Annotated in this window: 23 protein-coding genes and 1 pseudogene; 8 read left to right on the top strand and 16 right to left on the bottom strand. The window is 64.1% G+C overall.

The genetic code is table 11. The features are described from left to right. Positions 1–5: 5 nt before the first annotated feature. From BW940_RS10560 to BW940_RS10545, 4 genes are all read right to left on the bottom strand, one after another. The gene (locus BW940_RS10560; RefSeq protein WP_076609164.1) at positions 6–1,658 is read right to left on the bottom strand and encodes a hydantoinase B/oxoprolinase family protein; all 1,653 of its coding nucleotides are present in this window, start codon (positions 1,656–1,658) and stop codon (positions 6–8) included. Beyond that, a complete protein-coding gene (locus BW940_RS10555) occupies positions 1,658–3,745 on the bottom strand; it encodes a hydantoinase/oxoprolinase family protein (protein ID WP_076609163.1) in 2,088 nt (695 codons plus the stop codon). Before BW940_RS10555 ends, BW940_RS10560 begins: the two co-directional genes overlap by 1 nt. A 4-nt stretch (positions 3,746–3,749) precedes the next feature. Beyond that, on the bottom strand, positions 3,750–4,955 hold the full coding sequence (locus tag BW940_RS10550) for an Nramp family divalent metal transporter (protein WP_076609162.1): 1,206 nt from the start codon (positions 4,953–4,955) through the stop codon (positions 3,750–3,752). A gap of 140 nt (positions 4,956–5,095) precedes the next feature. After that, positions 5,096–5,653 (bottom strand): ribbon-helix-helix protein, CopG family, encoded by a 558-nt coding sequence (locus BW940_RS10545; protein ID WP_076609161.1) that lies wholly within the window; start codon positions 5,651–5,653, stop codon positions 5,096–5,098. A gap of 227 nt (positions 5,654–5,880) precedes the next feature. Here BW940_RS10545 and BW940_RS10540 point away from each other — a divergent pair, with 227 nt between their 5' ends. Next, a complete protein-coding gene (locus tag BW940_RS10540; RefSeq protein WP_076609160.1) occupies positions 5,881–7,221 on the top strand; it encodes an NUDIX domain-containing protein in 1,341 nt (446 codons plus the stop codon). A gap of 183 nt (positions 7,222–7,404) precedes the next feature. Further along, positions 7,405–8,334 (top strand): D-2-hydroxyacid dehydrogenase, encoded by a 930-nt coding sequence (gene ddh, locus BW940_RS10535; protein WP_076609159.1) that lies wholly within the window; start codon positions 7,405–7,407, stop codon positions 8,332–8,334. A gap of 13 nt (positions 8,335–8,347) precedes the next feature. On the opposite strand, the gene engB is transcribed toward ddh, so the two are convergent. Then, positions 8,348–8,965, bottom strand: coding sequence for a GTP-binding protein EngB (gene engB / locus BW940_RS10530; RefSeq protein WP_076609158.1), 618 nt, complete (start codon positions 8,963–8,965; stop codon positions 8,348–8,350). A gap of 128 nt (positions 8,966–9,093) precedes the next feature. Between engB and BW940_RS10525 the strand changes: the two genes are divergently transcribed. Next, on the top strand, positions 9,094–10,386 hold the full coding sequence (locus BW940_RS10525) for a TIGR00341 family protein (protein ID WP_076609157.1): 1,293 nt from the start codon (positions 9,094–9,096) through the stop codon (positions 10,384–10,386). Positions 10,387–10,457: 71 nt separating this feature from the next. On the opposite strand, the gene BW940_RS10520 is transcribed toward BW940_RS10525, so the two are convergent. Together BW940_RS10520 and BW940_RS10515 are read right to left on the bottom strand one after the other, a co-directional pair. After that, a complete protein-coding gene (locus BW940_RS10520) occupies positions 10,458–10,775 on the bottom strand; it encodes a hypothetical protein (protein ID WP_076609156.1) in 318 nt (105 codons plus the stop codon). Positions 10,776–10,827: 52 nt separating this feature from the next. Further along, on the bottom strand, positions 10,828–11,823 hold the full coding sequence (locus BW940_RS10515) for an NOG1 family protein (RefSeq protein ID WP_076609155.1): 996 nt from the start codon (positions 11,821–11,823) through the stop codon (positions 10,828–10,830). A gap of 81 nt (positions 11,824–11,904) precedes the next feature. Between BW940_RS10515 and BW940_RS10510 the strand changes: the two genes are divergently transcribed. Continuing rightward, the gene (locus tag BW940_RS10510; RefSeq protein WP_076609154.1) at positions 11,905–12,309 is read left to right on the top strand and encodes a DUF5518 domain-containing protein; all 405 of its coding nucleotides are present in this window, start codon (positions 11,905–11,907) and stop codon (positions 12,307–12,309) included. Between the two features lie 95 nt (positions 12,310–12,404). Here BW940_RS10510 and hisE read toward each other — a convergent pair whose 3' ends face one another. From hisE to BW940_RS10490, 4 genes are all read right to left on the bottom strand, one after another. Next, positions 12,405–12,689 carry a phosphoribosyl-ATP diphosphatase gene (gene hisE, locus BW940_RS10505; protein WP_076609153.1) on the bottom strand — a complete coding sequence of 95 codons (285 nt, stop codon included), beginning with the start codon at positions 12,687–12,689 and terminating at the stop codon, positions 12,405–12,407. Next, entirely contained in the window at positions 12,690–13,157 is a 468-nt protein-coding gene (locus BW940_RS10500; protein WP_076609152.1) for a bifunctional nuclease family protein, read from the bottom strand. An 81-nt stretch (positions 13,158–13,238) separates the two neighbouring features. Further along, the gene (gene pdxT / locus BW940_RS10495; RefSeq protein WP_076609151.1) at positions 13,239–13,856 is read right to left on the bottom strand and encodes a pyridoxal 5'-phosphate synthase glutaminase subunit PdxT; all 618 of its coding nucleotides are present in this window, start codon (positions 13,854–13,856) and stop codon (positions 13,239–13,241) included. A gap of 121 nt (positions 13,857–13,977) precedes the next feature. Continuing rightward, on the bottom strand, positions 13,978–14,139 hold the full coding sequence (locus BW940_RS10490) for a preprotein translocase subunit Sec61beta (RefSeq protein ID WP_076609150.1): 162 nt from the start codon (positions 14,137–14,139) through the stop codon (positions 13,978–13,980). Positions 14,140–14,356: 217 nt separating this feature from the next. Between BW940_RS10490 and BW940_RS10485 the strand changes: the two genes are divergently transcribed. After that, positions 14,357–14,626 (top strand): thioredoxin family protein, encoded by a 270-nt coding sequence (locus tag BW940_RS10485; protein ID WP_076609149.1) that lies wholly within the window; start codon positions 14,357–14,359, stop codon positions 14,624–14,626. Between the two features lie 179 nt (positions 14,627–14,805). Here BW940_RS10485 and BW940_RS10480 read toward each other — a convergent pair whose 3' ends face one another. Further along, complete coding sequence (locus tag BW940_RS10480; protein ID WP_076609148.1) at positions 14,806–15,330, bottom strand: hypothetical protein; 525 nt, start codon at positions 15,328–15,330, stop codon at positions 14,806–14,808. Positions 15,331–15,505: 175 nt separating this feature from the next. After that, positions 15,506–15,631, bottom strand: a pseudogene (locus tag BW940_RS10475) (SDR family NAD(P)-dependent oxidoreductase); the annotation flags it as partial. A 146-nt stretch (positions 15,632–15,777) separates the two neighbouring features. Here BW940_RS10475 and BW940_RS10470 point away from each other — a divergent pair. Next, positions 15,778–15,966: a hypothetical protein gene (locus BW940_RS10470; RefSeq protein WP_076609147.1), complete on the top strand. Its 189-nt coding sequence runs from the start codon at positions 15,778–15,780 to the stop codon at positions 15,964–15,966. A 22-nt stretch (positions 15,967–15,988) separates the two neighbouring features. On the opposite strand, the gene BW940_RS10465 is transcribed toward BW940_RS10470, so the two are convergent. Then, on the bottom strand, positions 15,989–17,518 hold the full coding sequence (locus tag BW940_RS10465) for a carboxypeptidase M32 (protein WP_076609146.1): 1,530 nt from the start codon (positions 17,516–17,518) through the stop codon (positions 15,989–15,991). 216 nt (positions 17,519–17,734) lie between these two features. Between BW940_RS10465 and BW940_RS10460 the strand changes: the two genes are divergently transcribed. Beyond that, positions 17,735–18,091, top strand: a complete 357-nt coding sequence (locus BW940_RS10460; protein ID WP_076609145.1) for a hypothetical protein — start codon at positions 17,735–17,737, stop codon at positions 18,089–18,091. A 110-nt stretch (positions 18,092–18,201) separates the two neighbouring features. Here BW940_RS10460 and BW940_RS10455 read toward each other — a convergent pair whose 3' ends face one another. Both BW940_RS10455 and BW940_RS10450 read right to left on the bottom strand, forming a co-directional pair. Then, positions 18,202–19,302: a M20 family metallopeptidase gene (locus BW940_RS10455; protein WP_076609144.1), complete on the bottom strand. Its 1,101-nt coding sequence runs from the start codon at positions 19,300–19,302 to the stop codon at positions 18,202–18,204. A 60-nt stretch (positions 19,303–19,362) separates the two neighbouring features. Beyond that, a complete protein-coding gene (locus BW940_RS10450; RefSeq protein ID WP_076609143.1) occupies positions 19,363–20,994 on the bottom strand; it encodes a globin-coupled sensor protein in 1,632 nt (543 codons plus the stop codon). Between the two features lie 168 nt (positions 20,995–21,162). Here BW940_RS10450 and BW940_RS10445 point away from each other — a divergent pair, with 168 nt between their 5' ends. After that, positions 21,163–23,040 carry a PINc/VapC family ATPase gene (locus BW940_RS10445; protein WP_076609142.1) on the top strand — a complete coding sequence of 626 codons (1,878 nt, stop codon included), beginning with the start codon at positions 21,163–21,165 and terminating at the stop codon, positions 23,038–23,040. The last annotated feature ends 169 nt before the right edge of the window (positions 23,041–23,209 follow it).

The raw sequence follows: 23,209 nt of genomic DNA, 5'->3' as shown, positions 1-23,209 counted from the left end.
CGCGGTCACGCCTCCTCGTCGGGCTCGGTTCGCTTGCCGGCAGCGCGGTCGGCCTCGAGCGTCTCGGAATCGCGCTCGTTGGGATCGCCGTGGCCGCCGCCGCCGGGCGTTCGCACTGTCACCGTCGTCCCGGCGTCGACGTCGACGGTCGTCTTCGCCGCGACGGGCTCACCGTCGATCAGGTTCTCGCCGGTGGCACCGTTCTCGCCGCCGGCGACACCCCGTGGCGCGTGGCGACGGCGCTCGGTCAGCAGCGAGACCGTCGCGTCCGTCTCGACGGTGACTGTTCGCTCGAGGCCGAGGCCGCCGCGGAATTTGCCACGACCGCCGCTGTCGGCTCGGAACGCGTAGCGGTCGACTCGCAGTGGATACTCGGTCTCGAGTGACTCGATGGGCGTGTTGAGCGTGTTCGTCATCCCGACCTGCACGCCGTCCATCCCGTCGCGGTCGGCCCGTGCGCCGAAGCCGCCGGCGATCGTCTCGTAGTAGGTAAAGGAGCTATCCCGGCCGCCGATGGTCAGGTTGTTCATCGTCCCCTGACTCTGGGCGGGGACACGCTCGGGCGTGGCCTCGGCGAGTGCGGTGAAGACGACGTCCGTGACTCGCTGGCTCGTTTCGACGTTTCCGCCGACGACCGCCGCGGGGACCTCCGGGTTCAGCAGCGAGCCTTCGGGTGCGTGGACGCTCACGGGTTCGTAACAGCCGTGGTTCGGCGGAATCTCCGGGTCGGTCACACAGCGGACGACGAAGTAGGTCGCGCTCTTGGCGACCGCCAGCGGCGCGTTCAGGTTCCCCTCGAGTTGGTCGTCGGTCCCCGAGAAGTCGACGTCGATCGACTCGCCGTCGACGGTCACCGTCACGCAGATCTCGATGTCGTCGTCGGAGATGCCGTCGCCCTCGAGGACGTCGCTCGCCTGATAGCTGCCGTCGGGCAGGGCATCGATCTCGTCGGCGATCCGCTCGTGGGAGTAGTCGATGACGGCGTCGAAGCCGGCGAGGACGGTCTCGCGGCCGTGTTCGTTGAATAGCGCGGCGAGTCGTTCCTCGGCGCGTTCGTTGGCCGCGAGCTGGGCGCGGAGGTCGGCGCGGCGCTCGGTGGCGTTGCGGACGTTCGCGAGGATCAGCGCACGGACGTCCTCACGGGGTTCGCCGCCGTCGACGAGCCGCGTCGGTGGAAGTCGAAGCCCCTCCTGATAGATCTCCCGTGCGCCCGCGGGCATGCTCCCGGGCGTCATCCCGCCGACGTCGGCGTGGTGGGCTCGAGAGACGGCGTAGCCGACGATTTCGTCCTCGTCGTCGCCGTTGGGCGGCGCAAGCGGCGAGACCATCGTCACGTCAGGGAGGTGTGTCCCGCCTCTGAAGGGGTCGTTGAGCACGAAGACGTCGCCCGGCTTCGGGTCGTACTCGCGCACGGCGTCGACGGACGCGGGCATCGCGCCGAGGTGGACCGGGATGTGTTCGGCCTGGGCGATCATCCGCCCCTCGGCGTCGAACAGCGCCGTCGAGCAGTCCCGGCGTTCCTTGATGTTCGGCGAGTACGCGCCGCGGATCAGGGTCTGGCCCATCTCCTCGGCGACGCTCTCGAGCTGGTTGCGCAAGACCTCGAGGGTCACGGGATCGATACTGTCGGCGGTCTGTTGCGGTTGATTCGTCGTCATCAGTTGTCCACCCCCTCTCGAGTCAGCACGAGGGTTCCATCAGCGAGGATTTCGCCCGCCCACGTCGGCGGGACGACGGTCGTACTTTCGGCCTGTTCGAGAACCGCTGGTCCGGAAATCGTCGCGCCGGCCTCGAGGCGGTCGCGCGCGTAGACGGTCGCCTTTCGCGGTTCGGTGCCGATTCCGGGGAAGTGCGCCTCCCGGGTGCCGACGAGCGCGTCGCCCGCGCCGTCGTGGCGGACGACGGGGTCGGTGCCGGGGACGGTCGCCGTCGCCCGGAGATTGACGATCTCGATCGATTCCGACATCGCGTATCCGTAGGCCTGTTCGTGGGCTTCGTGGAACCGCGTCGCGACTGCTTGCGGGTCGAACGACTCGTCGACGGGGACGGTCAGCTCGAAGCTCTGGCCCGCGTACCGACAGTCGGCCGCGCGCTCGACGCGTGCCGCCTCGCGGTCGGAGGCGTCCGCGAGCACGTCCCCAACGAGGTCGTCGTAGACGTCCTCGAGTCGGCTTTTTTCCGCGTCGTCGAGGCCGACACCGACCGTCCGTACGGCGTCGTAGCTCTCGTCAGCCGCCAGTAGGCCGAACGCCGAGAGCACCCCACCCGGTCGTGGGACGACGACGCGATCGACCTCGAGTGCGTCGGCGAGCGCCGTCGCGTGCATCGGACCCGCGCCGCCGAAGGCGACGAGTGCGAACTCGCGGGGGTCGTGGCCGCGTTCGACCGTCACCGACCGGATCGTCCGGGTCATTGTCGCGTTGGCCACGCGGTAGACGCCGCGGGCCGCCTCGAGTGCGCTCTCGAGGCCGGCCTCCTCGGCCAGTCCCTCGAGGGCGTCGTGGGCTGCCTCGACATCGAGGGTCATCTCGCCGCCGAGTGCTGTCTCCGGGCCGATGTAGCCCAGGACGACGTTAGCGTCCGTGACGGTTGGGTCGGTTCCGCCGCGGCCGTAGCAGGCGGGGCCGGGGTCGGCACCCGACGACTGCGGGCCGACGCGAAGCGCGCCGCCAGCGTCGACCCACGCGATCGAGCCGCCGCCCGCGCCGACGGTGTTGACGTCGACCATCGGCGTTCGGATCGGGAGGCCGGCGATCTCGGCGTCGGTGGTCCGGGCTGCCTGCCCGTCCCGAACGAGGCTGACGTCACTTGAGGTGCCGCCCATGTCGAAGGTGACGAGCCCTTCGGTGTCAGCGTCGTCGACGGTCGCTGCAGCGCCGACGACACCCGCTGCGGGGCCGGACATCGTCGTCGTGACGGCGTGTTCGCGCACCGTTTCGGGGTCAGCGATCCCACCGTTTGCCTGCATGATCTGCGGTGCCGGCACCCCGGCGTCTTCGGCTTCCTCGACCAGCCGACCGACGTAGGTGTCGATCGCGGGCCGGACGTAGGCGTCGACCGCCGTCGTCGATGTGCGCTCGAACTCACGGAACTCCGCGAGTACTTCGTTCGAGGCCGACACCGGGACCTCGAGTTCCTCGCGCAGCGTCTCCGCGACGATGCGTTCGTTCTCGGGGTCGGCGTAGGCATGGAGCAGACAGATCGCGACCGCCTCGACGTCGCGTTCGCGCAGCGTCGTCGCGAGGTCACGGACGTCGTCGGGATCGACCGGGGTCTCGACGCCCTCCGGCGTCGTCCGCTCGTCGATCTCGAAGCGCCGTTCGCGTGGGACGACGGGTTCGGGTTTCTCGGCCTCGAGATCGTACAGATCCGGCCGATCCTGACGGCCGATTTCGAGCACGTCGCGGAATCCCTCGGTCGTCACGAGGGCGGTCTTCGCGCCGCCGCGCTCGAGGAGGGCGTTGACCGAGACGGTCATCGCGTGGGCGAACTCGTCGATCTCGCTGGGATCGATGTTCGCGCGGTCACAGGCTTTGTACAGGCCCTCGAGGACGCCCAGATGCTGGGGGTCGGTCGAGGGTACCTTCGCGGTGACGAGTCGGTCGTCGACCGAGAGCGCGACGTCGGTGAACGTCCCGCCGACGTCGACGCCGATGCGCGTGGCCTCGTCGCCGGTGGATGCGGTCGAGTCGTTGATCGATTCCGTCGTATCTGCGTGCGTGTCGTGTGTCTCTGAATCTGCCATGTCCTTAGAGAATCAAAACGTCGTAGAGCGTTCGGAGGCCGATACCGACGACGACCAGCGTTACGATGCCGCCGAGGACGTTCTGGAGCGTCGTGTTGGTGTGCTCACCCAGCAGGTCGTCGTTGTTCATCGCGTAGATGAGGAAGACGGCGAGGATCGGCAAGAGGAGTCCGTTTGCGACCTGTGCGAAGACGATCACCTGGACGGGGTTGTAATCCAGCCCCGAGAAGACGATCCCGGTACCGAGGATCGTCATCCAGATCGCACGGAAGCGCGTCGACGTCAGGTCGCGCTCCCAGCCGAGTGCACCCGCGGTGGCGTAGGCCCCCGCAAGCGGGGCGCTCATCGCGCTGGTAAAGCCAGCCGCGAAGAGGCCGATCGCGAAGAACGTGAGCGCGTAGCCGCCGAAGACGGGCTCGAGTTGGTCGGCCATCGCGCCGACGTCAGCGATCTGGGTCCCCTCGGGGAACACCGATGCGGCCGTAACGACGATCGACGTCGTGATGAGGCCGCCGACGATGATCATCGCGACCGTGTCCGTCCGACATTCTGCAAGATCGCTCGCGCCGTCCCAGCGCTCCTGGACGGTGCTCGCGTGCAGGAACAGGTTGTAGCCGACGACGGTCGTCCCGATGAGGCCGGCGATCAGGTACGCCGAGCCCTCGGGAACCGTCGGTACGAGCCCGCCGCCGAGCGCGCCGATATCCGGTCGGACGACCGCCGCGTTGATCAGGAACGCGAGGCCCATGACGACCACGAGCCCGATGAAGACGCGTTCGATCAGTTTGTAGTTGCCAGTCCACAGCAGGCCGGCGGCGATCAGGCCGATCACTGGCCCCCAGATGTTCTCGCTGATGCCCGTAATCGTCGACAGGCCGGCTGCGCCACCGACGATGTTCCCCGTCTGGAACGCCGCCGTTCCGACCCCGATCGCGCTCACGACGAGTGCAACGGTGATACCCCTCGCCAGCGGGTTCGAGAACTCGTTTCGGAACGCTTCGCCGAGTCCTTCCTTCGAGATCAAGCCGAGTCGCGCACTCATCTCCTGCAGCACGATCGTCGCCAGAATTGAGAACGCGATCGTCCACACGAGCAGGTACGCGTACTCCGCCCCGATCACGCTTGCCGTCGTTACTGTCCCTGGACCAATGAACGCAGCTGCAATCAGTGCGCCCGGTCCGATCGCTTTGAGCCGGTCAATAACTCCCATGTTGTATGTCCACATGAACCCCTTTCCGAGAGACGCAAAAGGGTTGTTAAGCGGTGTACATACCACACGCATCAAACGCGGATTCGGTACGCTTGTCGTATGAACACGTATGAATCCGTATGAACTTCGGGATTGTCCGCCTATTGCGTCTCTTCGTTGGGTTCTCTCTCAGTAACGATTACTTTCGAGACGCCCTGATCGATTTCGATCTCGGTCGGGAGATCGACGGTACTACGCTCGATGAACCGCGTCATAAACCAGCGGATCGCCTCCGACGGAAAGACGATGTGGTAGACGCCATCTTCCTCACAGCGCACCTCGAGAAAGCCACAGAACGAAAGCCACTCGAGCAGTTCGCCGACTTCCTCGAATCGAGCCGCGTACTCACGTGCGTGGTAGTCAGAAACACGATCGGCTGCCTCGACGAACGCTGGATCGGGGTCGCCACCTGCATGACAGTGCTCGAGAAAGGCATGCAGAAAATCGACGTCGAGGAGCACGTGCTCGCCAGACGTGAGCATCTGGTAGTACTGTTCTAAGTTATCACTCGGCTGTCCGGTCGCGGCCTCGAAATTTGCTGCGTAGAAGGCGAGTGCCTGCCGAACGATTTCGCTTTGGCCGTTGCCCGTCTCGGCGAGCAGCCGCTCGAGCGCTGCGCTCGAGTCATCGTCGAGCGATACAGTGACGCGCTGTGTCATGCCTCTATCTTGAACTCGAGACGGGTATAGTTCACGCACCTTCAGTGGACGATCGCCCAGTTACGGCCGGAAAAACACTCGAGAAACGCATTCAGCGACCGATCGCGCTCGTCAGTGACAGCGACGGTGGTGAGTGTTCCGGCGTGACGACCGACCGATGGCTGCCACGATGTGTGCTGCGATGATCCCGAAACTCACTCCCTCGAGGACGACGTGTCCACAGCTATATGACTGATTCGACGGATGACGCGGCTGTGACACACGTCGTGACCGCATTTCTTCGCAACCGTGGCGAGGTCCTCTTGCTCCGCCGTAGCGATGCTGTCGGCACCTATACCGGCCAGTGGGGCGGCGTCTCCGGCTTTGCCGAGGGTGATCCAGACACGCAGGTCCGTGTCGAGATCCGCGAGGAAACAGGCCTCGAGGTCGGCGAGGACGTCTCGCTCATCCGGAGCGGACAGCCCGTCCGATTCGAGGACGCGGACCTCGAGCGCGAGTGGGCCGTCCATCCGTATCTGTTCGATTGTGAAACCCGCGACATCGAACTGAGCGAGGAACACGATGCCTTCGAGTGGCTGTCGCCGACGGTGGTTCTCGATCCCGACGCCGACCGTGAGCCGGTGCCGGAGCTGTGGACGGCCTACGAACGCGTGGCCCCGTCGGTCCGATCGATCGCGGCCGACAGCGAGCACGGCGCGGCGTCGCTCTCGATCCGGGCGCTCGAGGTGCTTCGCGATCGAGCGGCGATTGCGACAGCCGAGCGAGCCGAATTCGGTGCCGATCCCGACGGCGAATGGGACGAACTCGCCGAACTCGCCCGGCAACTGCTCGAGGCCCGGCCCTCGATGGCCGTCCTTCGCAATCGGGTCAACCGGGCGATGGCCGATGCAACGGCTGCCGCCGACTCGGAATCACCAGACGGTGCGCCGGCCGTTCTCGAGACAACCCTCGCCGGCATCGACCGTGCGCTCGCGGCTGACGACGACGCCGCAGCGAACGCGAGCGATCGCATCAACGGTGCCGTTGGGACCCTCTCGCGGTCGGCGACCGTCCTCGAGGCGCTTCGTAGCGGTGATCCATCGCGGGTGTTCGTGGCCGAATCCCGGCCGGCACGGGAAGGGATCGCCGTCGCCGAGGACCTGGCCGCAGCCGACGACCTCGACTGTCCCATGACGGTCCACACCGACGCGGCCGCGGCCCACGTCCTCTCGAGTGAGGCGATCGACCGGATCGTCGTCGGCGCAGATACGATCTGCCCCGACGGCTCGGTGGTGAACAAGACCGGCACACGAGTGCTGGCGCTCGCCGCTGCCCGCGAGGGGATTCCGGTCTCGGTCGTCGCCGCTACGGACAAGGTCTCGACGCGCGAGGACGTGAACCTCGAGTCCGGCGACCGATCAGCGGTGTACGATGGGGACGCGTCGCTTGACATTCTCAATCCGACGTTCGACATAACGCCTGCTGACTGTGTCGACGAATACGTGACCGAGCGTGGCGTGCTCGAGCCTGATGCCATCGGGGATGTAGCCGCGGAACTTCGGGAGCTCGAGGTCTGGCACGACCGGTAGCGAGAAGCGACAGACCGAAACCCCTCCGGGGACTACACTCGGCTGGCGGCCGTGACGAACTGTTACCCCCTCCGAGCCCCTTGTGACGAGGCTTTTTCCCGAGCCGCCTTTCGATACTGACATCCCACAGCGCCTGCATCGTCGGTGCAAAGCTTGAACGTCGGCTCGTCCGTACTGGCGGCTATGCAATTTGCTCTCGAGCGACTCGGTGTTCACGACTCGGTCGACGCGGTGTTTCCGCCGTCGGAACTCGCTGATTTCTTCGCCGATCTTCCAGCTCCCGTCGACGTTATTGGGGACGACGAGATCGAGGGGTACGATGCCGTCGTCACTCTCGACTATCACGAGGCGCTGCTCGAGTGTGCGTGGATTCACTCGATTCAGGCGGGCGTCGACCGGTTTCCGTTCGACGACCTCGAGGCCAACGACGTCATCCTGACCAACAGTACGGGGATCCACGACCGGACGATCGGCGAGACGGTTGCGGGCTACCTGCTTTCGTTCTCTCGACGGCTGCACACCTTCGTTGCCGCCCAGCAAGACCGCCGGTGGGACCGACCCGAGTGGGATGAAGCGTTTACGCTCCCCGGAACCACGGCCTGTGTCGTCGGCACCGGTACGCTCGGCCGTGGCGTCGCCGAGACGCTTGGCGCGCTTGGTGTGTGCATGACCGGCGTTCGGCGCTCGGGTGAGGCCGTCCCCGGCTTCGAGGAAGTGTACGCGAACACCCACCTGCTCGAGGCGATCAGCGACGCCGACTTCGTTATTGCCACCGTGCCGTTGACCGATGACACCGAGGGACTGTTCGACGCCGCGACGTTCGACGCCATGCGCGAAGATGCCTACTTCGTCAACGTCGCCCGCGGGGCTGTCGTCGACGAACCGGCGTTGATCGACGCCCTCGAGTCGGACTCAATCGCAGGTGCGGCACTGGACGTCTTCGAGGAGGAACCGCTGCCAGAGGCGTCCCTGCTGTGGGATCTCGAGGACGTCATCGTCACGCCCCACTGCGGGGCCTTCACGCGGGATTACTTCCGCGATGTCGGCGGGATCGTCCGCGAGAACGTCCAGCGACTCGAGGCTGGCGAGGCGTTCCACAACCGGGTGGTGTGAGGCGGTCCTCGATCTAGAAGAATTTGAACAAGTCGTCCCGGTTTTGGTCGTGGAGGTGCTCGCGAACGGCCTCGTTCAGTGGGTCGATCTGGCCGCGTTTGGCCGTGATCGGCGCGATGACTTCCTGCCACTGTTTCCACGGCGGGAGCAGGCCGAGTCGATCACAGAGGTCGTCGAGCCGCTCGTCTTCGTCGTCGACTTTGTCCATCTTGTTGACCGCGACGACGGTCGGAATGTCGAGTTCCCGCAGGAAGTGGAACATCTCGACGTCGTAAGGAATCTCGTCGGGGCCCGAGTGGCGGTCGATGATGTCGATGACGCTCTTGCCGTCGACAACGAGGACCGCGACGAGGATATTGTCGGCGTACTCCTCGAGATAGTGGACGATATCGGTCTTGATCTGTTCGCGGTGGTCTTCGTGGACGCCACTCATAAAGCCGAAGCCGGGCAGATCGCTGATAACGAAGTCCTCGGGTGCCCAGTCGTAGTGGTTCGGCTCGCGGGTGACGCCGGGACTGCCCCCGGTATCGAAGCTGTGACCGGTCAACTCGCGCATTAGCGTCGATTTGCCGACGTTCGAGCGACCGACGAGAGCGACTTCGGCCTCGCGGTCGGGACGTGTTTCGAACATACACCGTCGTAGGGACGTCACGGGTTTATACGCACCGCGTCAGTGACGACTGTCCTCGAGTCGAGAACCGATCGATGACACGACGAAAGCGACCCAAGTTATGACCCCGGGGGTTCTCATCGGCACACGTGCGGCTCGTACAGCTGACGATTCCGACGGGCAAGCGCCAGACGATCCTCGAGACGCTCGACGAGCGCGAGATTGATTACGTCCTCACCGACGAGGACAGCAGCCGGGAGTTCACGGCAGTCGTCTACTTTCCCCTCCCGGCGTCCGCGGTCGAGCCCGTCCTCGACGAGCTCCAGGAGACGGGAATCGACGACGATGCCTACACGGTCGTCGTCGACGCCGAGACGGTCGTCTCCCGTCGCTTCGAGGCGTTACGCGAAAAATACGAGGACGGCGACGTCGGGACGGATCGGATCTCGAGACAGGAGCTCCAGGCCGAAGCCGACTCGCTCACGCCGACGTTTAGCGTCTACTCGGTGATGACGATCATCAGCGCCGTCGTCGCGACGGCGGGACTGTTGCTCGATTCGCCCGCCGTCGTCGTCGGCTCGATGGTGATCGCGCCGCTGATCGGGCCGGCACTCGGCGCGAGCGTCGGCTCGGTGATCGACGACGAAGAACTGTTCAAACACAGCGTTGGCTATCAGGTGATAGGCGTCGTGCTCGCCATTGTGGCAGCGGCCATCTTCGCATGGACAGTCAGGACGATAAATATCGTCCCGCCCGGACTCAATATCGCCAGCGTCGGCGAAATCTCCGAGCGCCTCGCACCCGATTTGCTGTCGCTTGCGATCGCGCTCGGTGCGGGCGTTGCAGGGATCATCAGTATCGCGACGGGAACCTCTGTCGCCCTCGTCGGTGTCATGATCGCGGCGGCGTTGATCCCACCCGCTGCGGCGGCCGGGATCGCGCTCGCGTGGGGACAGCCGTCGGCCGCGATCGGTGCGACCGCGCTCGTGTTGGTCAACGTGCTCTCGGTGAACCTCGCTGGGCTTCTGACGCTGTGGTACGTCGGCTACCGGCCGGAGAACCTCTTCTCGCTCGGTGAGACCCAACAGCGTGTCCGGCGGCGTGTGCTCGGCCTGGCCGTGATCGTCCTCGTCTTCGCGGTGTTTCTGGGGGCCATTACCTACTCCTCGTACGCCGTTTCGACCTTCGAAGAAAACGCTCGCGGCGAGGTCGAGACGACGCTCTCTGAGGAGGAGTTCGCCCAGTACCAGCTCCTCGAGTTCGAAGTCGTCATGGACGATGACTACCCGTTCGTCAGCCCGGAGCGTGTCGTCGTCACGGTCGGGGGGCCACAGGGAGACGTGCCACCGGAGTTGGCCGATCAGTTACACGACCGAATCAGTCAACACACGACCGACCCGGTCAGCGTCGAGATCAGATCCGTCGGGCTCGTCGAACGCTGAGAGGGCCTGGTGTCCCGTTGAGTACTCGCCACCCGTTCGGTTTCGAGTCGGTCAACCGCGGTCGTAGACCGTCACCGGCGTAACCGCTCAAAAAGCGTCGCCTCGCCGTCTATTCCAGCAGTGTCGTCGGTCTCGCTCGTCGGCTCGGAATCGCCGTCAGTCGTCGATCGCTCGCGCCCGAGCCGTCGACGAAGCCACGTTCGCGGCCCGCCGATCCGGTTGATGATGTAGGTGGGAAAGTACAGCGCGATCGTACCGAGCGCAAGGAATCCAACGCCGGCGGCGAACTGGCCGGTTCGGAGAAACTCGACGCCGACGACGAACATCGGCCCGGCCATCGAGAGGCCGGCGGCAGTCTGCAGCATCCAGAGGATTCCAGGTCCTTTCATCCTCGATCTGGCGTCGGTTGCCGAACTCGACCGCAGTCGGTCGCTGGCACGGTTATCCCTCGAACGGGAGCTTGGGCTCGTAGTCGACTGCCTCGACGGCTGCGTCGAGCACCGTCTCGACGTCTTCGCCGGTTTCGACGCTCATGGTGTAATCGGCGTTCATCGCCTCGAGATGCCGGTCGTCCCAGACGTCTTTCCGATCGACCTTGTTCGCGATCGTGAGGACGGGAACTTCCTCGAACTGGGCAGCGATCGAGTCGCGAAGCTCGAGTTGGGACGCGAGCGGGTAGCCACACTCGGCGCTCGGGTCGATCATGACGAGCATGCAGTCGGCGAGATGTTCGATGGCGCTGACGGCCTGGGATTCGATCTCGTTGCGCTCTGCCGGGGGTCGGTCGAGCAGCCCGGGTGTGTCGACGATCTGGTAGCGGATGTGGTCGCGCTCGAAATGTCCGAGGCCAATCCCTCTGGTCGTAAAGGGGTACGATGCCGTCTCACCGCGGGCGTTGGTGATGTCGTTGACGAACGAGGATTTGCCGACGTTGGGGTAGCCGGCGACGACGATCGTCGGCTCGTCGGGGTTGATCTCGGGGAGGTCCCGCAGATCGTTCCGGGACTTGTTAATGTAGAGCAGTTCGTCGTCGATCTGCTCGACGATGTCCGCGAGGCGTGCAAAGGCCTGTTTCCGGAACTTTCGGGCCGTATCGACGTCGGTTTTGCGGAGCTTTGGCTGGTACTCCTCGTGGATCTCGCGGGCTTTTCGACTGGCCCACATCACCTCCGAGAGGCTCTGGCGGAGCTTGTCGACGTCGACGATCGCGTCCGCGAGTTCGTAGTAGAACGGATGGACGTCGTCTTCGTAGCCGAAGTCCGGCCACGCGGTGACCACGTTCTCCAAATTGTCCGAGATGATGTTCGCCGCGGTCTGGAGCATCGACTGCTGGGCCTCGAGGCCGCCTTTGGCCTTGCCGGCCCGCGCTGCCCGCGAAAACGCCTTGTCGATCAGCTCTTCCGACGTGGGCGTCGTCGGAAGGTCTTCGAAAATCATACACTGACGTAAGACCCTCGGTCTTAAAAGGTCGTTCGTTATGCGGCGAGAGCTTATTTCCGCCCAGCACCTACACATCCTATGACGAATTGGCGTGCTGTGATCATCGGCTTTCTCGTGGCGACCGTGCTCGGACTGTTCGGACTCGTCTTACCAGGCGTCGGCCAGCTCGCGGCGGGTCTGCTTGGCGGCTTCGTCGCCGGCTACATGGCCGGCGGCGGCCTCGGACGTGGCTTCTGGCACGGACTGCTCGCGGGCGCGCTCGGTGGGATCATCGCCGGGCTCCTCATCGCCGTCTTCGTGGGGCTCACCGGCTGGGTGGCCGGCCCCGCTGGCGGCATGATTACTGGCATTGCAGGGCTGGGGATCTTCGCCATAGCAGTGCTCGTCGCGCTCGTGATGGCACTCGAGAGCGCGATCGCTGGCGCGGTCGGCGGTATCCTCAACCCCGACCGGCCGGACTACAGCCGACGCGATCCGTACTGATACTGTCGGACAGCACGATTCGAAGATCGGTCACGAATTCGCGACCGACGTCTCACTGACTGCTGTCCGACAGTATGAAAACCAGCCGATCCGTGTCAGCGCCGGGCCTCGAGTTCCGCCTCGAGGTCCTCGAGGCGCATCTCTTTCATCGAGAGTAAGACGAGCAGGTGGTAGACGATGTCAGCGGCTTCATAGGCGATCTCGTCGTGGTCGTCGTCTTTGGCCGCGAGAACGAGTTCGGTCGACTCCTCGCCGAGTTTCTCGAGCACTGCGTTCTCGCCTTTCTCGTGGGTAAACAGCGAGGCGGTGTAGGAATCTTCGGGCAGCGTTTCCTTGCGATCTTCGATGACAGCGAACAGTTCCTCGAGTGTCTCCTCCATCTACATTTCACCAGACATGGTACGAATATCTTCGAGTTGCTCGAACTTTTCGGTATCGTCTCGGCCGTCCTCGAAGACGTCTTCAGTGATCTCGATCGGGGCGTTCGTCCGGGCCGCAAGCGCGAGCGAGTCGCTCGGCCGAGCGTCGACAACGGTCTCGCCGCGAGGCGTCTCGAGGTGGAGATCGGCGATATAGGTGCCGCCCTGGCCGTCGTCACGCTCCTCGATCTCGGTGACGACGATGCGGTCGATCCGACTCCCCAGTTCCTCCATGACGTCGAGCAATAGATCGTGTGTCAGCGGCCGGCCGATATCCTCGGCCGCTAAGCCGCGGGCGATGCTCCTCGCCTCGTTGAACCCGATGAAGATCGGGACCACGTCGTCTTCGCCGTCGACGTTCAGGACGACCACCGGTACCGGACCCTGTGGCGTCCCCGCGACGCGGACCGCGTCGATAGAAGCCTGCATATCCCTCTCATCGCGTGCCACGGAGAAAACACGTCCGGTCGCGAATGCATGCATCCTCGCCGAGCAGTCGCCGGTCCCGTTCTATGCCGTTTCCTCGAGCGCCGGCAGCGTCGCGTCGTCGTTTTCGAAAAAGGCCAGCCCGTGGATGCGGCTGTCGGGGGTCAGTTCGGGATGGAACGCGGTGCCGACGACCGACCCCTGTTTCACTGCGACGGGGCGGCCGTCCCACGAGGCGAGCACCGTCGCGTCGCCCACGTCGTCGATCGCTGGCGCGCGGATGAACACCGCCGGATACGGCTCGTCGAGCCCCGCCACGTCGAGTGGGGCCTCGAAGCTGTCTTTCTGCCGGCCGAAAGCGTTTCGCTCGACGGTGACGTCGAGCAGTCCGAGTTCCTCGACCCGGTCGTCAGCCGCGTCGCTCGAGGCGACGATCAGGCCGGCACACGTCGCGAGCAGCGGTTTTCCGGCGTCGACGTGGGCCCGAATTTCGGCGGCGATCCCCTCGCTGTGGAGCAGTCGCGAGATGGTCGTCGACTCGCCACCGGGCATCGCGAGCAGGTCACAGTCGGGGACGAGCCCCGCGTTGCGAATCTCGTGGACGGTAACCTCGCGGTCGTGGGCCCGCGCTGCCCGTTCGATGGCGGCCGTGTGTTCCTCAACGTCGCCCTGAACGGCGATGACGCCAGCGGTCAGTGACATGCCCGCGGGTAGGCAAGATGGGGTCAAAAAGGTCGCGTCCGAACGTCGTCGGACGGACGCCCTCGAGTCGACAGCGCCACCGCTGGTGGTGTACTGATCGCTATAACGGTGGAAACGCCGTCTACGAGACGAACGTCAGGAGCTGTACGAGGACGCCGATCATGACGCCGGTCGCGATGACCGTTTTCGGATCGATCTGGATCGCTTTTGAGTCCTCCGAGTCGAAGTACCGGACGAGCCCGGCACTGGACATCAGCCCACCGGAGTTTTGTCCTTTGTCCATGCTCGGTACTACGCCCGGGTCAAACTAAAGCTTTCGTCCCTGCCCGTTCGACACGTGGTTGCTGTGTCCACGTCGGGTAGCTGACACTGTTTCCCGGTCAAAGACACCCTATCCACTGCCACTATGCCGGTCTCGCCATTGATCTCGTCGCTCGCGGCAAAGCGATCACAGGTGGGAAACCCTTATGCGCGCTGCGTTGGAACTATCACTGGACCGTATGACTGTCACACTTAAGGACTTCTACGCTGACTGGTGTGGCCCCTGCAAGACCCAGGACCCGATCCTCGAGGAGCTCGAGGACGACTGGGAGGGCCGATTCGAGGTCGAGAAAGTAAACGTCGATGAACAACAGGATATCGCTAACGAGTATCAGGTACGCTCGCTGCCAACACTCGTCATCGAAAACGACGACGGCATCGTCGAGCGATTCGTTGGTGTCACCCAGCGCAACGACATCGAGGACGCCCTCGAGTCGGCTGGCGCGTAAGCGACGAACGGACACTCGAGTCGGTGTCGTTTTTATGCTGTCCCAAGGCTGGTGAGCAACGGCATTCTCAGAACTGACACCCTTTCATACGGACTGCTGTCAGTCAGTGCCGACGCAACTGCCAACGAGTCGCGGTTGCACCGAGATATCGGTACAGCAAGGCGTCTCAGTGACCGCAGTTACGGCTCATCCGGATCGAGATCGTCAGCGTCGAACTCGTCGGCCGATGGCTCCTCGCTGGCACCGAACGTTTCGGTCGCGGGCTCCGAATCGATATCGAACTCATCGGTCTCGAGTTCCTGCCCGTCGACGCCGACGCTCCCATCTTGAATTTCGATGACGACCCCGTCGCGCTCCGTCGCGCGGCCGAGCAGCTGGTTCGTCGCCGACTCGACTTCTCGATTGACTTCCCAGACGAACCGGAGGACGGCCTCGAGTTCGGTACCGGCCTGCCGAACGCCGCGTTCGGGCGAGCGTTCGCCGAGGCTCTGGGCACCCTCGGGGTGGAGATACTGGATCGGATGATCGGTCGGCACCTCTCGGAGGTCGACGTCGAACGACCAGAGATATGGGAGAAGCTGGATGGCATATCCGTTCGGTTTCGGTGCCCTTTGGCCGGCAGCTGTCAGCGCGACGCCGATCGCTGTCGTTCCCGAATCGGTATCGTAGTAGACGCCGGGGATGCCTGGAATGGAGAGCCGCATACTCGAGCGATAACGCCCGCCACGGGTGAGTGCACACCCGGCACATCCACGCTCGTTTTATAATACGTACGTCCCGGAGCCGGAAGGTCGCCGTCTGCCTGCTGTGTCGACTGCCTCAGAACGTGTCTGCGAACTTGTCGCGGCGGTTGACGTCGATCTCGCTGACGCTCGAGCCCTCGCGCGTGGCAGCGAGGACGACGGTTGCGCCTTCGGCCGCGAGCCCCCGGCAGGTCGCCGCGCCGATACCCGTGCTTGCGCCTGTGACGATCGCCGTCCGTCTCTCGAGTGGACTGGCTGTCATATCCGCCACCATAGGCATTGAGCCCTAAAAATCACGGTTTTCGAAACCTGTGACGGACCACGACTGTCTCCATGAACACTCCATCGTCAGTGGAAATCATCGGTTCTTGACATAGCTATTTACCCCAGATCGTGCTATCCCGATTCATGAATCCGGAGGCCGAGCACCGGTGTCATCTGCTGATCGGCATCTCGTTAGTCTTGCTGACTGTCGGGATCGGCTATGACTTCCTCGTTGGGACGAAACTAGCCGACTTTCTGGTGATCATCGCTGGCCTGTTCATCGGCTGGGTCGCTTTCCTGTACTGTCTGGGCAACGCCGCGTTCTGGCGATAATCGGTGTCGGGGTGGTCCCCGCTTACACTTCGAGGTCGTACAGTTCGCCGTACTTTGCCGTGACATACTCGAGGAAGTGGTCCGCGGTCAGTTCCTCGCCAGTTGCGCGCTCGATCAGCTCCTGGGTCGTGTACTGCTTGCCGTGCTGGTGGACGTTCTCGCGAAGCCAGCCATTGAGGTCGTCGAACTCGCCCTCGCGAATGCGGGCGTCGAGACCCCCGAGCTCGTCCTCAGCGGCCGCGTACAGTTGGGCCGCGAGCACAGAGCCGAGCGAGTACGTCGGGAAGTAGCCAAAGGAGCCGTGTGACCAGTGGATGTCCTGCAGACAGCCCTCCGCGTCGGTCTCTGGTCGGACGCCGAGGTACTCCTCGTACTTGTCGTTCCAGACCTCGGGGACGTCTTTGACGGCGAGGTCGCCCGCGATCAGGTCGCGCTCGATCTCGAAGCGGATCACGATGTGGAGGTGATAGGTGAGTTCGTCCGCTTCGACCCGGATGAGGTTGTCGTCGTGGACCTGGTTTGCGGCTTCGTAGGCGTCTTCGGACGTGACGTCTTCGAGGCCCGGGAACCGGCCGCGGGCGGTCGGCAGGAACTGCTCCCAGAACGGTCGGGAGCGGCCGATGTGGTTCTCCCAGAGCCGCGACTGGGATTCGTGAACCGAGAGGTCTCGAGCCTCACCTAGCGGTGTACCGTACCCCTCGTCGGGCAGGCCGAGCGTGTAATTTGCGTGCCCGAACTCGTGGATCGTCGAGGTGATCGAGCCGAGCAGGTCGTCCTCCTCGAAACGAGTCGTCACGCGGGCGTCGAACTGCGTCCCCGAGGAGAACGGGTGTGGCGCGGTGTCGAGTCGGCCACGACTCCAGTCGTAGCCCAGCGAGTCGAGGACATCTCGCGCGAGGGTTTCTTGATCGTCGTCATCGAACTCGCCTGCAAAGGCGTCCGTGGTCAGTTCCGCGTCGCTCTCGTCGATCGCGTCGATCAGCGGGACGAGTTCGTCGCGCAGGCGCTCGAGTACCCCCTCTGCGGTCTCGAGGTCGATGTACGGCTCGTAGTCCGAAAACAGCACCTCGTAGGGATCGGCGTCGGGGTCGATGTGGTGGGCGTACTCCCGTTTGAGTTCGACCAGTTTCTCGAGAGTGGGCGCAAACGTCTCGAAGTCGTCTTCCGCTTTGGCCTGTTTCCACGTCGGATGAGCGTTGGCGGTCGTCTCGGAGATCTCCTCGACGAGTTCCTGTGGAACGCTGGTCTCGCGGTCGTAGCGCCGGCGGACCTCTCGGACGACCGCGGCCTGCTCGTCGGTGAGGGCCGCTGATTCGAGCTCCTCGAGTAGCTCCCCGGTCTCGTCGGCCGTCAGCAGTTCGTGGCTGATCGAGGACAGCGTCGAGAGCTGTTGGGCACGGGCGGGCGTTCCTTCGTCGGGCATCACGACTTCTTGATCCCACTGCAGGATGCCGGCCGCGTTCGATACGTTTGCGATTCGTTTGACACGCGTTGCGAACTCGCTGTAGGTCTCGGATGGAGCCCCGTCGCTCTGGGGCTGGTCGGTCGCCATGGGCATATTTTAGCGAAGACACGGTATCAACGTCGTGGTTCCGGCACTCTCGAGTGTGCCGTTTCGTCCAGCCATCCCGTCGGAACGGTGAATAAAAACAGCGCGGCAGCACGCGACTCGTCGGCGGCGACTCGAGACGTATGCAGGCTCTCTGAAACCGGTGTAGAACACGCAAGCACGTGACTGTTCGGGCTCCCTGACGAGTCTTTTGATACAATGGTAGTCGCTTCGATAATCGTGTTCATCGCGAGCCTGTTGATCGGTGCCCTGGGAATCTACGTCGGCGCACGCGTCATCGTCGGCGCTGGCGACTTCGACCACGCAATCGTCACCGCGATAATCGGGGCGGTGGTCTGGGCCGTCGTCGGTTTCTTCGTCGGCTGGATACCCCTCTTGGGGCCGCTGCTGGCCCTGCTCGCGTACATCGCGGTGATCAACTTCCGATATCCCGGCGAGTGGACCGCCGCGGCGATGATCGGCATCCTCGCGTGGGTGACCGTTCTGATCGTCCTGTACGCGCTCGCCGCGCTCGGTGTCACTGATTTCGGCGCGGTCGGCGTCCCCGGCGTCTGAGAGTCGCTGGCCGCTCTATAGTAGCCACTGAAAGTCAGTGTACACCCGATCGCGCGACGGCTGTGCGATCGGTGTGTAAACCGTTTCAGTTGTTACTATAACTCCCGCAACTACAGCCACGACGCCGCGACCCGCTGGTAGGTCTCCCGGCACCGCTCGAGCACCGCAAGTGAGACGCTTTCGTCTTCGGTGTGGGCCTCGCCGGGCTCGGACGGTCCGTAGATCACGCACTCGGTCCCGGTCTGTGCGAGCCACCCCGCGTCGGTCGCGTGGGGTTTCGTCACGAGTTCCGGCGTCCCCGACTGGGCGGCGTCGGCTGCCTCGCGGACCGCCTCGGCGAACATCTCGTCCGCACAGCGCATCGGCGGGAGATCCTGGTCGACGGTCCACGTGATGCCCTCGAGGTCCCCGAGGCGCTCGAGTGGTGCCCGCTCGCCCGGGACCGTCCGCTCGTCGACGGTCAGCGTACAGCGGTCGGGGACGACGTTCATCGCCGACCCGCCCTCGATTTCGGTGACGACGAGACTGCCCGCCAGCGTTTCGCCTGCCACCTCGATTGCTGGTGCCTCGAGGCCACGGACGAGGTCGACGGCCGCGGTCGCGCGGTAGATGGCGTTCTCGCCGGCGTCGACTTCGCTGGCGTGGGCGGCCGTCCCGCGAGCGGTGATCGTACTCCCGCGCCGGCCCTTGTGGGCGACGGCGACGTCCGTCACGCCGGGGCTCGAGTACCCCGTTGACCCTTCGCCAACGATGGCGTAGTCGGGAGCGAAGCCGTGCTCGATGGCGTGTTGTGCACCGACACCGCCAATTTCCTCGCCGACGAAACTGGCGAAAACGAGTTCCCCGGCTGGCGACGGGTCGCTGTCGCGAAACGCGAGCATCGCGGCTGCGACTGCCCCTTTCATGTCCGCCGTGCCGCGACCGTAGAGGCGGCCGTCTCGCTGCTCGACGACGTACTCGAGGTCGCTGTCGGCCGTCTCCGAAGCGCGTTCGATCTGTGATGCCGCCGGCTCGACGACGTCGTGGTGGCCGACGAGTGCCAGCGTCCGGTCGCCCGTTCCCTTCCGTGCGATCACGTTCCCGGCCGCATCGCGGGTGACGGCGGCGTCGGTCTCATGTTGTAGCCACGCCTCGATGTAGTCTCCTGCGGCCGTCTCGTCGTCGTGACTTGGAATCGACACCAGCTCGCGCGTCAACTCGCGGACGGTCATGGCGTCCACTACAACGCGGTGGGTGTTGTGTCCATCGAGCGAGCACGTCCGGCCGACGGGTTACTGTACTTGCTCGTACACCGGCTGGTCGTCCTCGTCGTCCTCGTTGGTCAGCCTCGAGACCGTCTCGCCGACGCTCTGGAGGCTCGCGGTCTGTTCTTCGCTCGCCGCGGCGACCGACTCCGTGGCGTCGGCGACCTGATTGGCCGTCTGGGAAATCTCTTCGACGGTCGTCGCCGCCGACTCGACGTTCCGTGCCTGCTGGTCGGTCGCCGCGGCGATGTCTTCCATCTTCGTGGCCGTCTGGCCGACGGCGTCGTGGATCTCCTCGAGCGAGTCCATCGTCTCGCGGACCCGGTCCGTGCCGTCGTCGATGCGACTGGCCGTCTCTTCGGTCGTTTCGACCGTTTCGATCGCGTCTTCACGGACGCCCTCGACGGCATCCTCGATCGCTGCGAGGTCGCGTTTGGTCTGTTCGGCGAACGACTCGACTTCGTTTGCGATGACACCCATCGTCCCCGAGTTGGAGCCACCCGATCGAGAGGCTTCGATTTTGGCGTTTTTCGCCAGTACGGTCGTTCGCTCCGCGACGTCGTCGAGTCGCTCGAGCACCGCGTCGATCTCTTCCGTTCTCGTCTCGAGGTCGGCGGCGGATTTGGTCACGTCGTCCGTTGCGTCCTCGATGGCCTCGAGTTCGTCCAAGGCGTCGTCGGCCGCGTCGACGCCCTCGGCGGTGAGCTGTTCGGCCCGTTCGCTTTCCGATCGGACGTCGTCGGCGACGCTTGCGATTTCCTCGACCGCGGCGCTCAACTCGCCGAGTTCGGTCGCAGCCTGATTCGTGTGTTTCGCCTGCGCGTTCGTGTGACTGCTGATCGTCTGGGCACGGCTGGCGATCACGCCACCCGCTTTGTGGAGTTCTTCGATCGGTCCCTGCACGTCTTCTTCGACCTCACGTGCGAGCCGCTGGCGACGCTCGATCGAGTCCTCGAGGCGCTGGGCGTAGGAGTCGACGTACGTGTCGGTCGCGATCTGCATGTCGAGGTTGATGATCCGCAACAGCGAGAGCACGTCCATCATCCCGCCGTCGACCGCGTCTCTGACGGTTTCCTCGAAGGATTCCTCGAGTCCTTCATCCTCGTCGCCACCGAATCCGAGTGCGTTGACGAACCCGCTAAGTCCACTCCCATCCGAGTCCTGTTCGTCGACCCACTCCTCGATTGCGTCGACGACCTGCTCCTGGGCACGCTCGTTCAACTGGTGGAGCAACAGCGTGTAGTAGACGCCGTACTGGCCCACGTAGTGTTTCAGCGGCATGTCGAGCATCTCGTGGAGCTTCCCGACTCGAGCACGATTTGCAAAGAACGACTGGTCGTAGTCGCCCGTCGACAGCGAGACGAGATACGCCCGCTGGGTTTGTTTGAGTGATTCGACGCCTTTCGGCGAGCGGTCGATAACGTCCCTGGTCTGTTTGTACTGCAGAATCTTGTCGTAGAAGTCGTCCGCGATCTCGTTTTGGTTCTCGCGCAACAGCGCCTCGAGATTTGCTAGTCGCCGCTCGTCTTCTTCGTCGAAGCCGACGAACTCCTTTCGCCACGCGATCTCGTCGTCGTCGAGACCGATACGGTCGACGAGCTCATCGGCCGCGAGGAACTGATTGAGTCCACCCTGTCCAAACGTCTGCTTCGGATCCATTATCTGAACGTGTTCGGTGTGTATTGTAATATCCAACGAATGTTCTCTCCGAATAGGAATTCAGCGTCCCGTGATGTGAGACGATAGCGCTCCACTCGCACTGTTTGCCGTGGTCTAGGGTCCCCGTCGGTGGAACATCCTTATAGGTATCCGTCGACCAGTTACGGTATGCACGTCGTGCCGGATACGAGCGTGGTCATCGATGGCCGCGTTTCGGCGACGATCGATGATGGGCAGTTCGAGGGAGCGACGATTTCGGTGCCGGAAGCCGTCGTCGCAGAACTCGAGGCGCAGGCAAACGACGGGATCGACAGTGGCTGGGACGGCCTCGAGGAACTCCAGCGACTCGCCGATCTCGCTGACGAGGGCGTGATCGCCCTCGAGTACATCGGTGAGCGGCCAGACGCCATCGAACGGGGCCACGCCGCAGAGGGCGAGATCGACGCGCTGATCCGTGATCTTGCCGAGGACCTCGAGGCGACGTTCCTGACGAGCGATGTCGTTCAGGCCGAAGTCGCGAAAGCGAAAGGCCTCGACGTCGAGCACGTCTCGCCGGAGGTTCGTGAAGTAGGGACGCTGACCGTCGAGAACTACTTTGACGATCAGACGATGAGCGTCCACCTCAAGACGGATACGATTCCGATGGCCAAGCGGGGCGAACTCGGCGAGATGCGCTATGAACAAATCGCCGACGAGCGGACCGACGAGGCGACGATGGACGAGTACGCCCGCGAGATTATCGACGGCGCGAAGGAGTCGTCCGATGGCTTCATCGAACTCTCCGAACCGGGAATGAAGATCGTCCAGTTCCGAGATTACCGCATCGCCATCGGCCGCCCGCCGTTTGCCGACGGGATCGAGATCACGGCCGTCCGACCGATCGCCCAGACCGACATCGAGGACTACGAGAAGGCCGACGAACTGAAAGATCGGCTGCTCGAGCGCCAGCGTGGCGTCCTCATCTCGGGGGCCCCGGGGGCCGGGAAGTCGACGTTCGCACAGGCGGTCGCCCGATTCATCTCGGAGAACGACTACGCCGTCAAGACGATGGAGAAGCCACGAGACCTGCAGGTCGGCCCCGAAATCACCCAGTACACCGAACTGGGCGGCGAGATGGCCAAAACGGCGGACGCACTCCTGATGGTCCGACCCGACTACACCATCTACGACGAGGTCCGCAAGACCAACGACTTCGAGGTCTTTGCGGACATGCGACTGGCGGGCGTCGGTATGATCGGCGTCGTCCACGCGACGCGGCCGATCGACGCCCTCCAGCGACTCGTCGGCCGGGTCGAACTCGGGATGATCCCCCAGGTCGTCGACACCGTCGTCTACATCGAAGCCGGTGAGGTCAACACCGTCTACGACGTCCAGACGACGGTCAAGGTCCCTGCCGGGCTCACCGAGGAGGACCTCGCCCGACCCGTAATTCAGGTGACGAACTTCGAGACGGACGAGCCCGAGTACGAAATCTACACGTTCAACCGACAGGTCGTTACCGTTCCGCTCAAAGACGAAGAAGGCGGCCCCGGCAATGAGTCCGGCGTCGATCGGATCGCCAAAAGCGAGATCGAACGGGAGATCCGCTCGATCGCCCGCGGCTACGTCGACGTCGAACTCAAGAGTCAGAACAAAGCCGTCGTCTACGTCGAAGAAGACGACATCTCGAGCGTGATCGGCAAAGGCGGTGGACGGATCACGGACGTCGAGAACCGGCTGGGGATCGATATCGACGTCCGCACCCACGACGAGAACCCCAACTACGGCGCTGGCGGCGGTGCCGGCGCTGGTTCCGATGGCGGACAACGCGGTGGCGGCCAGGCAGCAGGCCAGATGGTCACCCCCGAGATCACCTCGCGACACGTCGTCGTTCCCGTCGACGGCAACCACGGCGAAACCGTCGAAGTGCAAGCCGGCGGCGAGTACTTGTTCACCGCGACGGTCAGCCGCGGCGGCGAGATTCAGGTCTCTCGAGGAAGTGCGATCGCCGACGAGCTAGAGCAGGCGATCGACCGAAAAGAGCCGATCACGATCGTGCCGTCGTAGGGACCACACCGCGAGTGACCGGTGTGAACGATCGCCCTCGTAACCGATGTGAACGAGGGCTCGGAAGAACGGAGGTTTTGCGGTGTTTTTGATGGCGGTTTTTCGAGGAGCGGTGAGTGAGCACCGCGAACGAACCCGCGGAAAAAGTACGTGTGCGAGAGTCATACGG

The sequence above is a fragment of the Natronorubrum thiooxidans genome (assembly GCF_900156475.1).
Taxonomy (GTDB): domain Archaea; phylum Halobacteriota; class Halobacteria; order Halobacteriales; family Natrialbaceae; genus Natronorubrum; species Natronorubrum thiooxidans.
The sequence above is the reverse complement of the archived record's forward strand: the minus strand, read 5'-3'. Positions and strand labels throughout refer to the sequence as shown.

What these genes read in the sequence shown, in the direction of transcription:
- BW940_RS10480 (WP_076609148.1), bottom strand. Translation starts at nt 15,330, where the DNA reads ATGCGGCTCTCCATTCCAGGCATCCCCGGCGTCTACTACGATACCGAT.
- BW940_RS10490 (WP_076609150.1), bottom strand. Translation starts at nt 14,139, where the DNA reads ATGGACAAAGGACAAAACTCCGGTGGGCTGATGTCCAGTGCCGGGCTC.
- BW940_RS10465 (WP_076609146.1), bottom strand. Translation starts at nt 17,518, where the DNA reads ATGGCGACCGACCAGCCCCAGAGCGACGGGGCTCCATCCGAGACCTAC.
- BW940_RS10520 (WP_076609156.1), bottom strand. Translation starts at nt 10,775, where the DNA reads ATGAAAGGACCTGGAATCCTCTGGATGCTGCAGACTGCCGCCGGCCTC.
- BW940_RS10550 (WP_076609162.1), bottom strand. Translation starts at nt 4,955, where the DNA reads ATGGGAGTTATTGACCGGCTCAAAGCGATCGGACCGGGCGCACTGATT.
- pdxT (WP_076609151.1), bottom strand. Translation starts at nt 13,856, where the DNA reads ATGTCACTGACCGCTGGCGTCATCGCCGTTCAGGGCGACGTTGAGGAA.
- BW940_RS10500 (WP_076609152.1), bottom strand. Translation starts at nt 13,157, where the DNA reads ATGCAGGCTTCTATCGACGCGGTCCGCGTCGCGGGGACGCCACAGGGT.
- BW940_RS10470 (WP_076609147.1), top strand. Translation starts at nt 15,778, where the DNA reads ATGAATCCGGAGGCCGAGCACCGGTGTCATCTGCTGATCGGCATCTCG.
- BW940_RS10445 (WP_076609142.1), top strand. Translation starts at nt 21,163, where the DNA reads ATGCACGTCGTGCCGGATACGAGCGTGGTCATCGATGGCCGCGTTTCG.
- BW940_RS10540 (WP_076609160.1), top strand. Translation starts at nt 5,881, where the DNA reads ATGACTGATTCGACGGATGACGCGGCTGTGACACACGTCGTGACCGCA.
- BW940_RS10450 (WP_076609143.1), bottom strand. Translation starts at nt 20,994, where the DNA reads ATGGATCCGAAGCAGACGTTTGGACAGGGTGGACTCAATCAGTTCCTC.
- hisE (WP_076609153.1), bottom strand. Translation starts at nt 12,689, where the DNA reads ATGGAGGAGACACTCGAGGAACTGTTCGCTGTCATCGAAGATCGCAAG.
- BW940_RS10545 (WP_076609161.1), bottom strand. Translation starts at nt 5,653, where the DNA reads ATGACACAGCGCGTCACTGTATCGCTCGACGATGACTCGAGCGCAGCG.
- engB (WP_076609158.1), bottom strand. Translation starts at nt 8,965, where the DNA reads ATGTTCGAAACACGTCCCGACCGCGAGGCCGAAGTCGCTCTCGTCGGT.
- BW940_RS10515 (WP_076609155.1), bottom strand. Translation starts at nt 11,823, where the DNA reads ATGATTTTCGAAGACCTTCCGACGACGCCCACGTCGGAAGAGCTGATC.
- ddh (WP_076609159.1), top strand. Translation starts at nt 7,405, where the DNA reads ATGCAATTTGCTCTCGAGCGACTCGGTGTTCACGACTCGGTCGACGCG.
- BW940_RS10460 (WP_076609145.1), top strand. Translation starts at nt 17,735, where the DNA reads ATGGTAGTCGCTTCGATAATCGTGTTCATCGCGAGCCTGTTGATCGGT.
- BW940_RS10555 (WP_076609163.1), bottom strand. Translation starts at nt 3,745, where the DNA reads ATGGCAGATTCAGAGACACACGACACGCACGCAGATACGACGGAATCG.
- BW940_RS10510 (WP_076609154.1), top strand. Translation starts at nt 11,905, where the DNA reads ATGACGAATTGGCGTGCTGTGATCATCGGCTTTCTCGTGGCGACCGTG.
- BW940_RS10455 (WP_076609144.1), bottom strand. Translation starts at nt 19,302, where the DNA reads ATGACCGTCCGCGAGTTGACGCGCGAGCTGGTGTCGATTCCAAGTCAC.
- BW940_RS10485 (WP_076609149.1), top strand. Translation starts at nt 14,357, where the DNA reads ATGACTGTCACACTTAAGGACTTCTACGCTGACTGGTGTGGCCCCTGC.
- BW940_RS10560 (WP_076609164.1), bottom strand. Translation starts at nt 1,658, where the DNA reads ATGACGACGAATCAACCGCAACAGACCGCCGACAGTATCGATCCCGTG.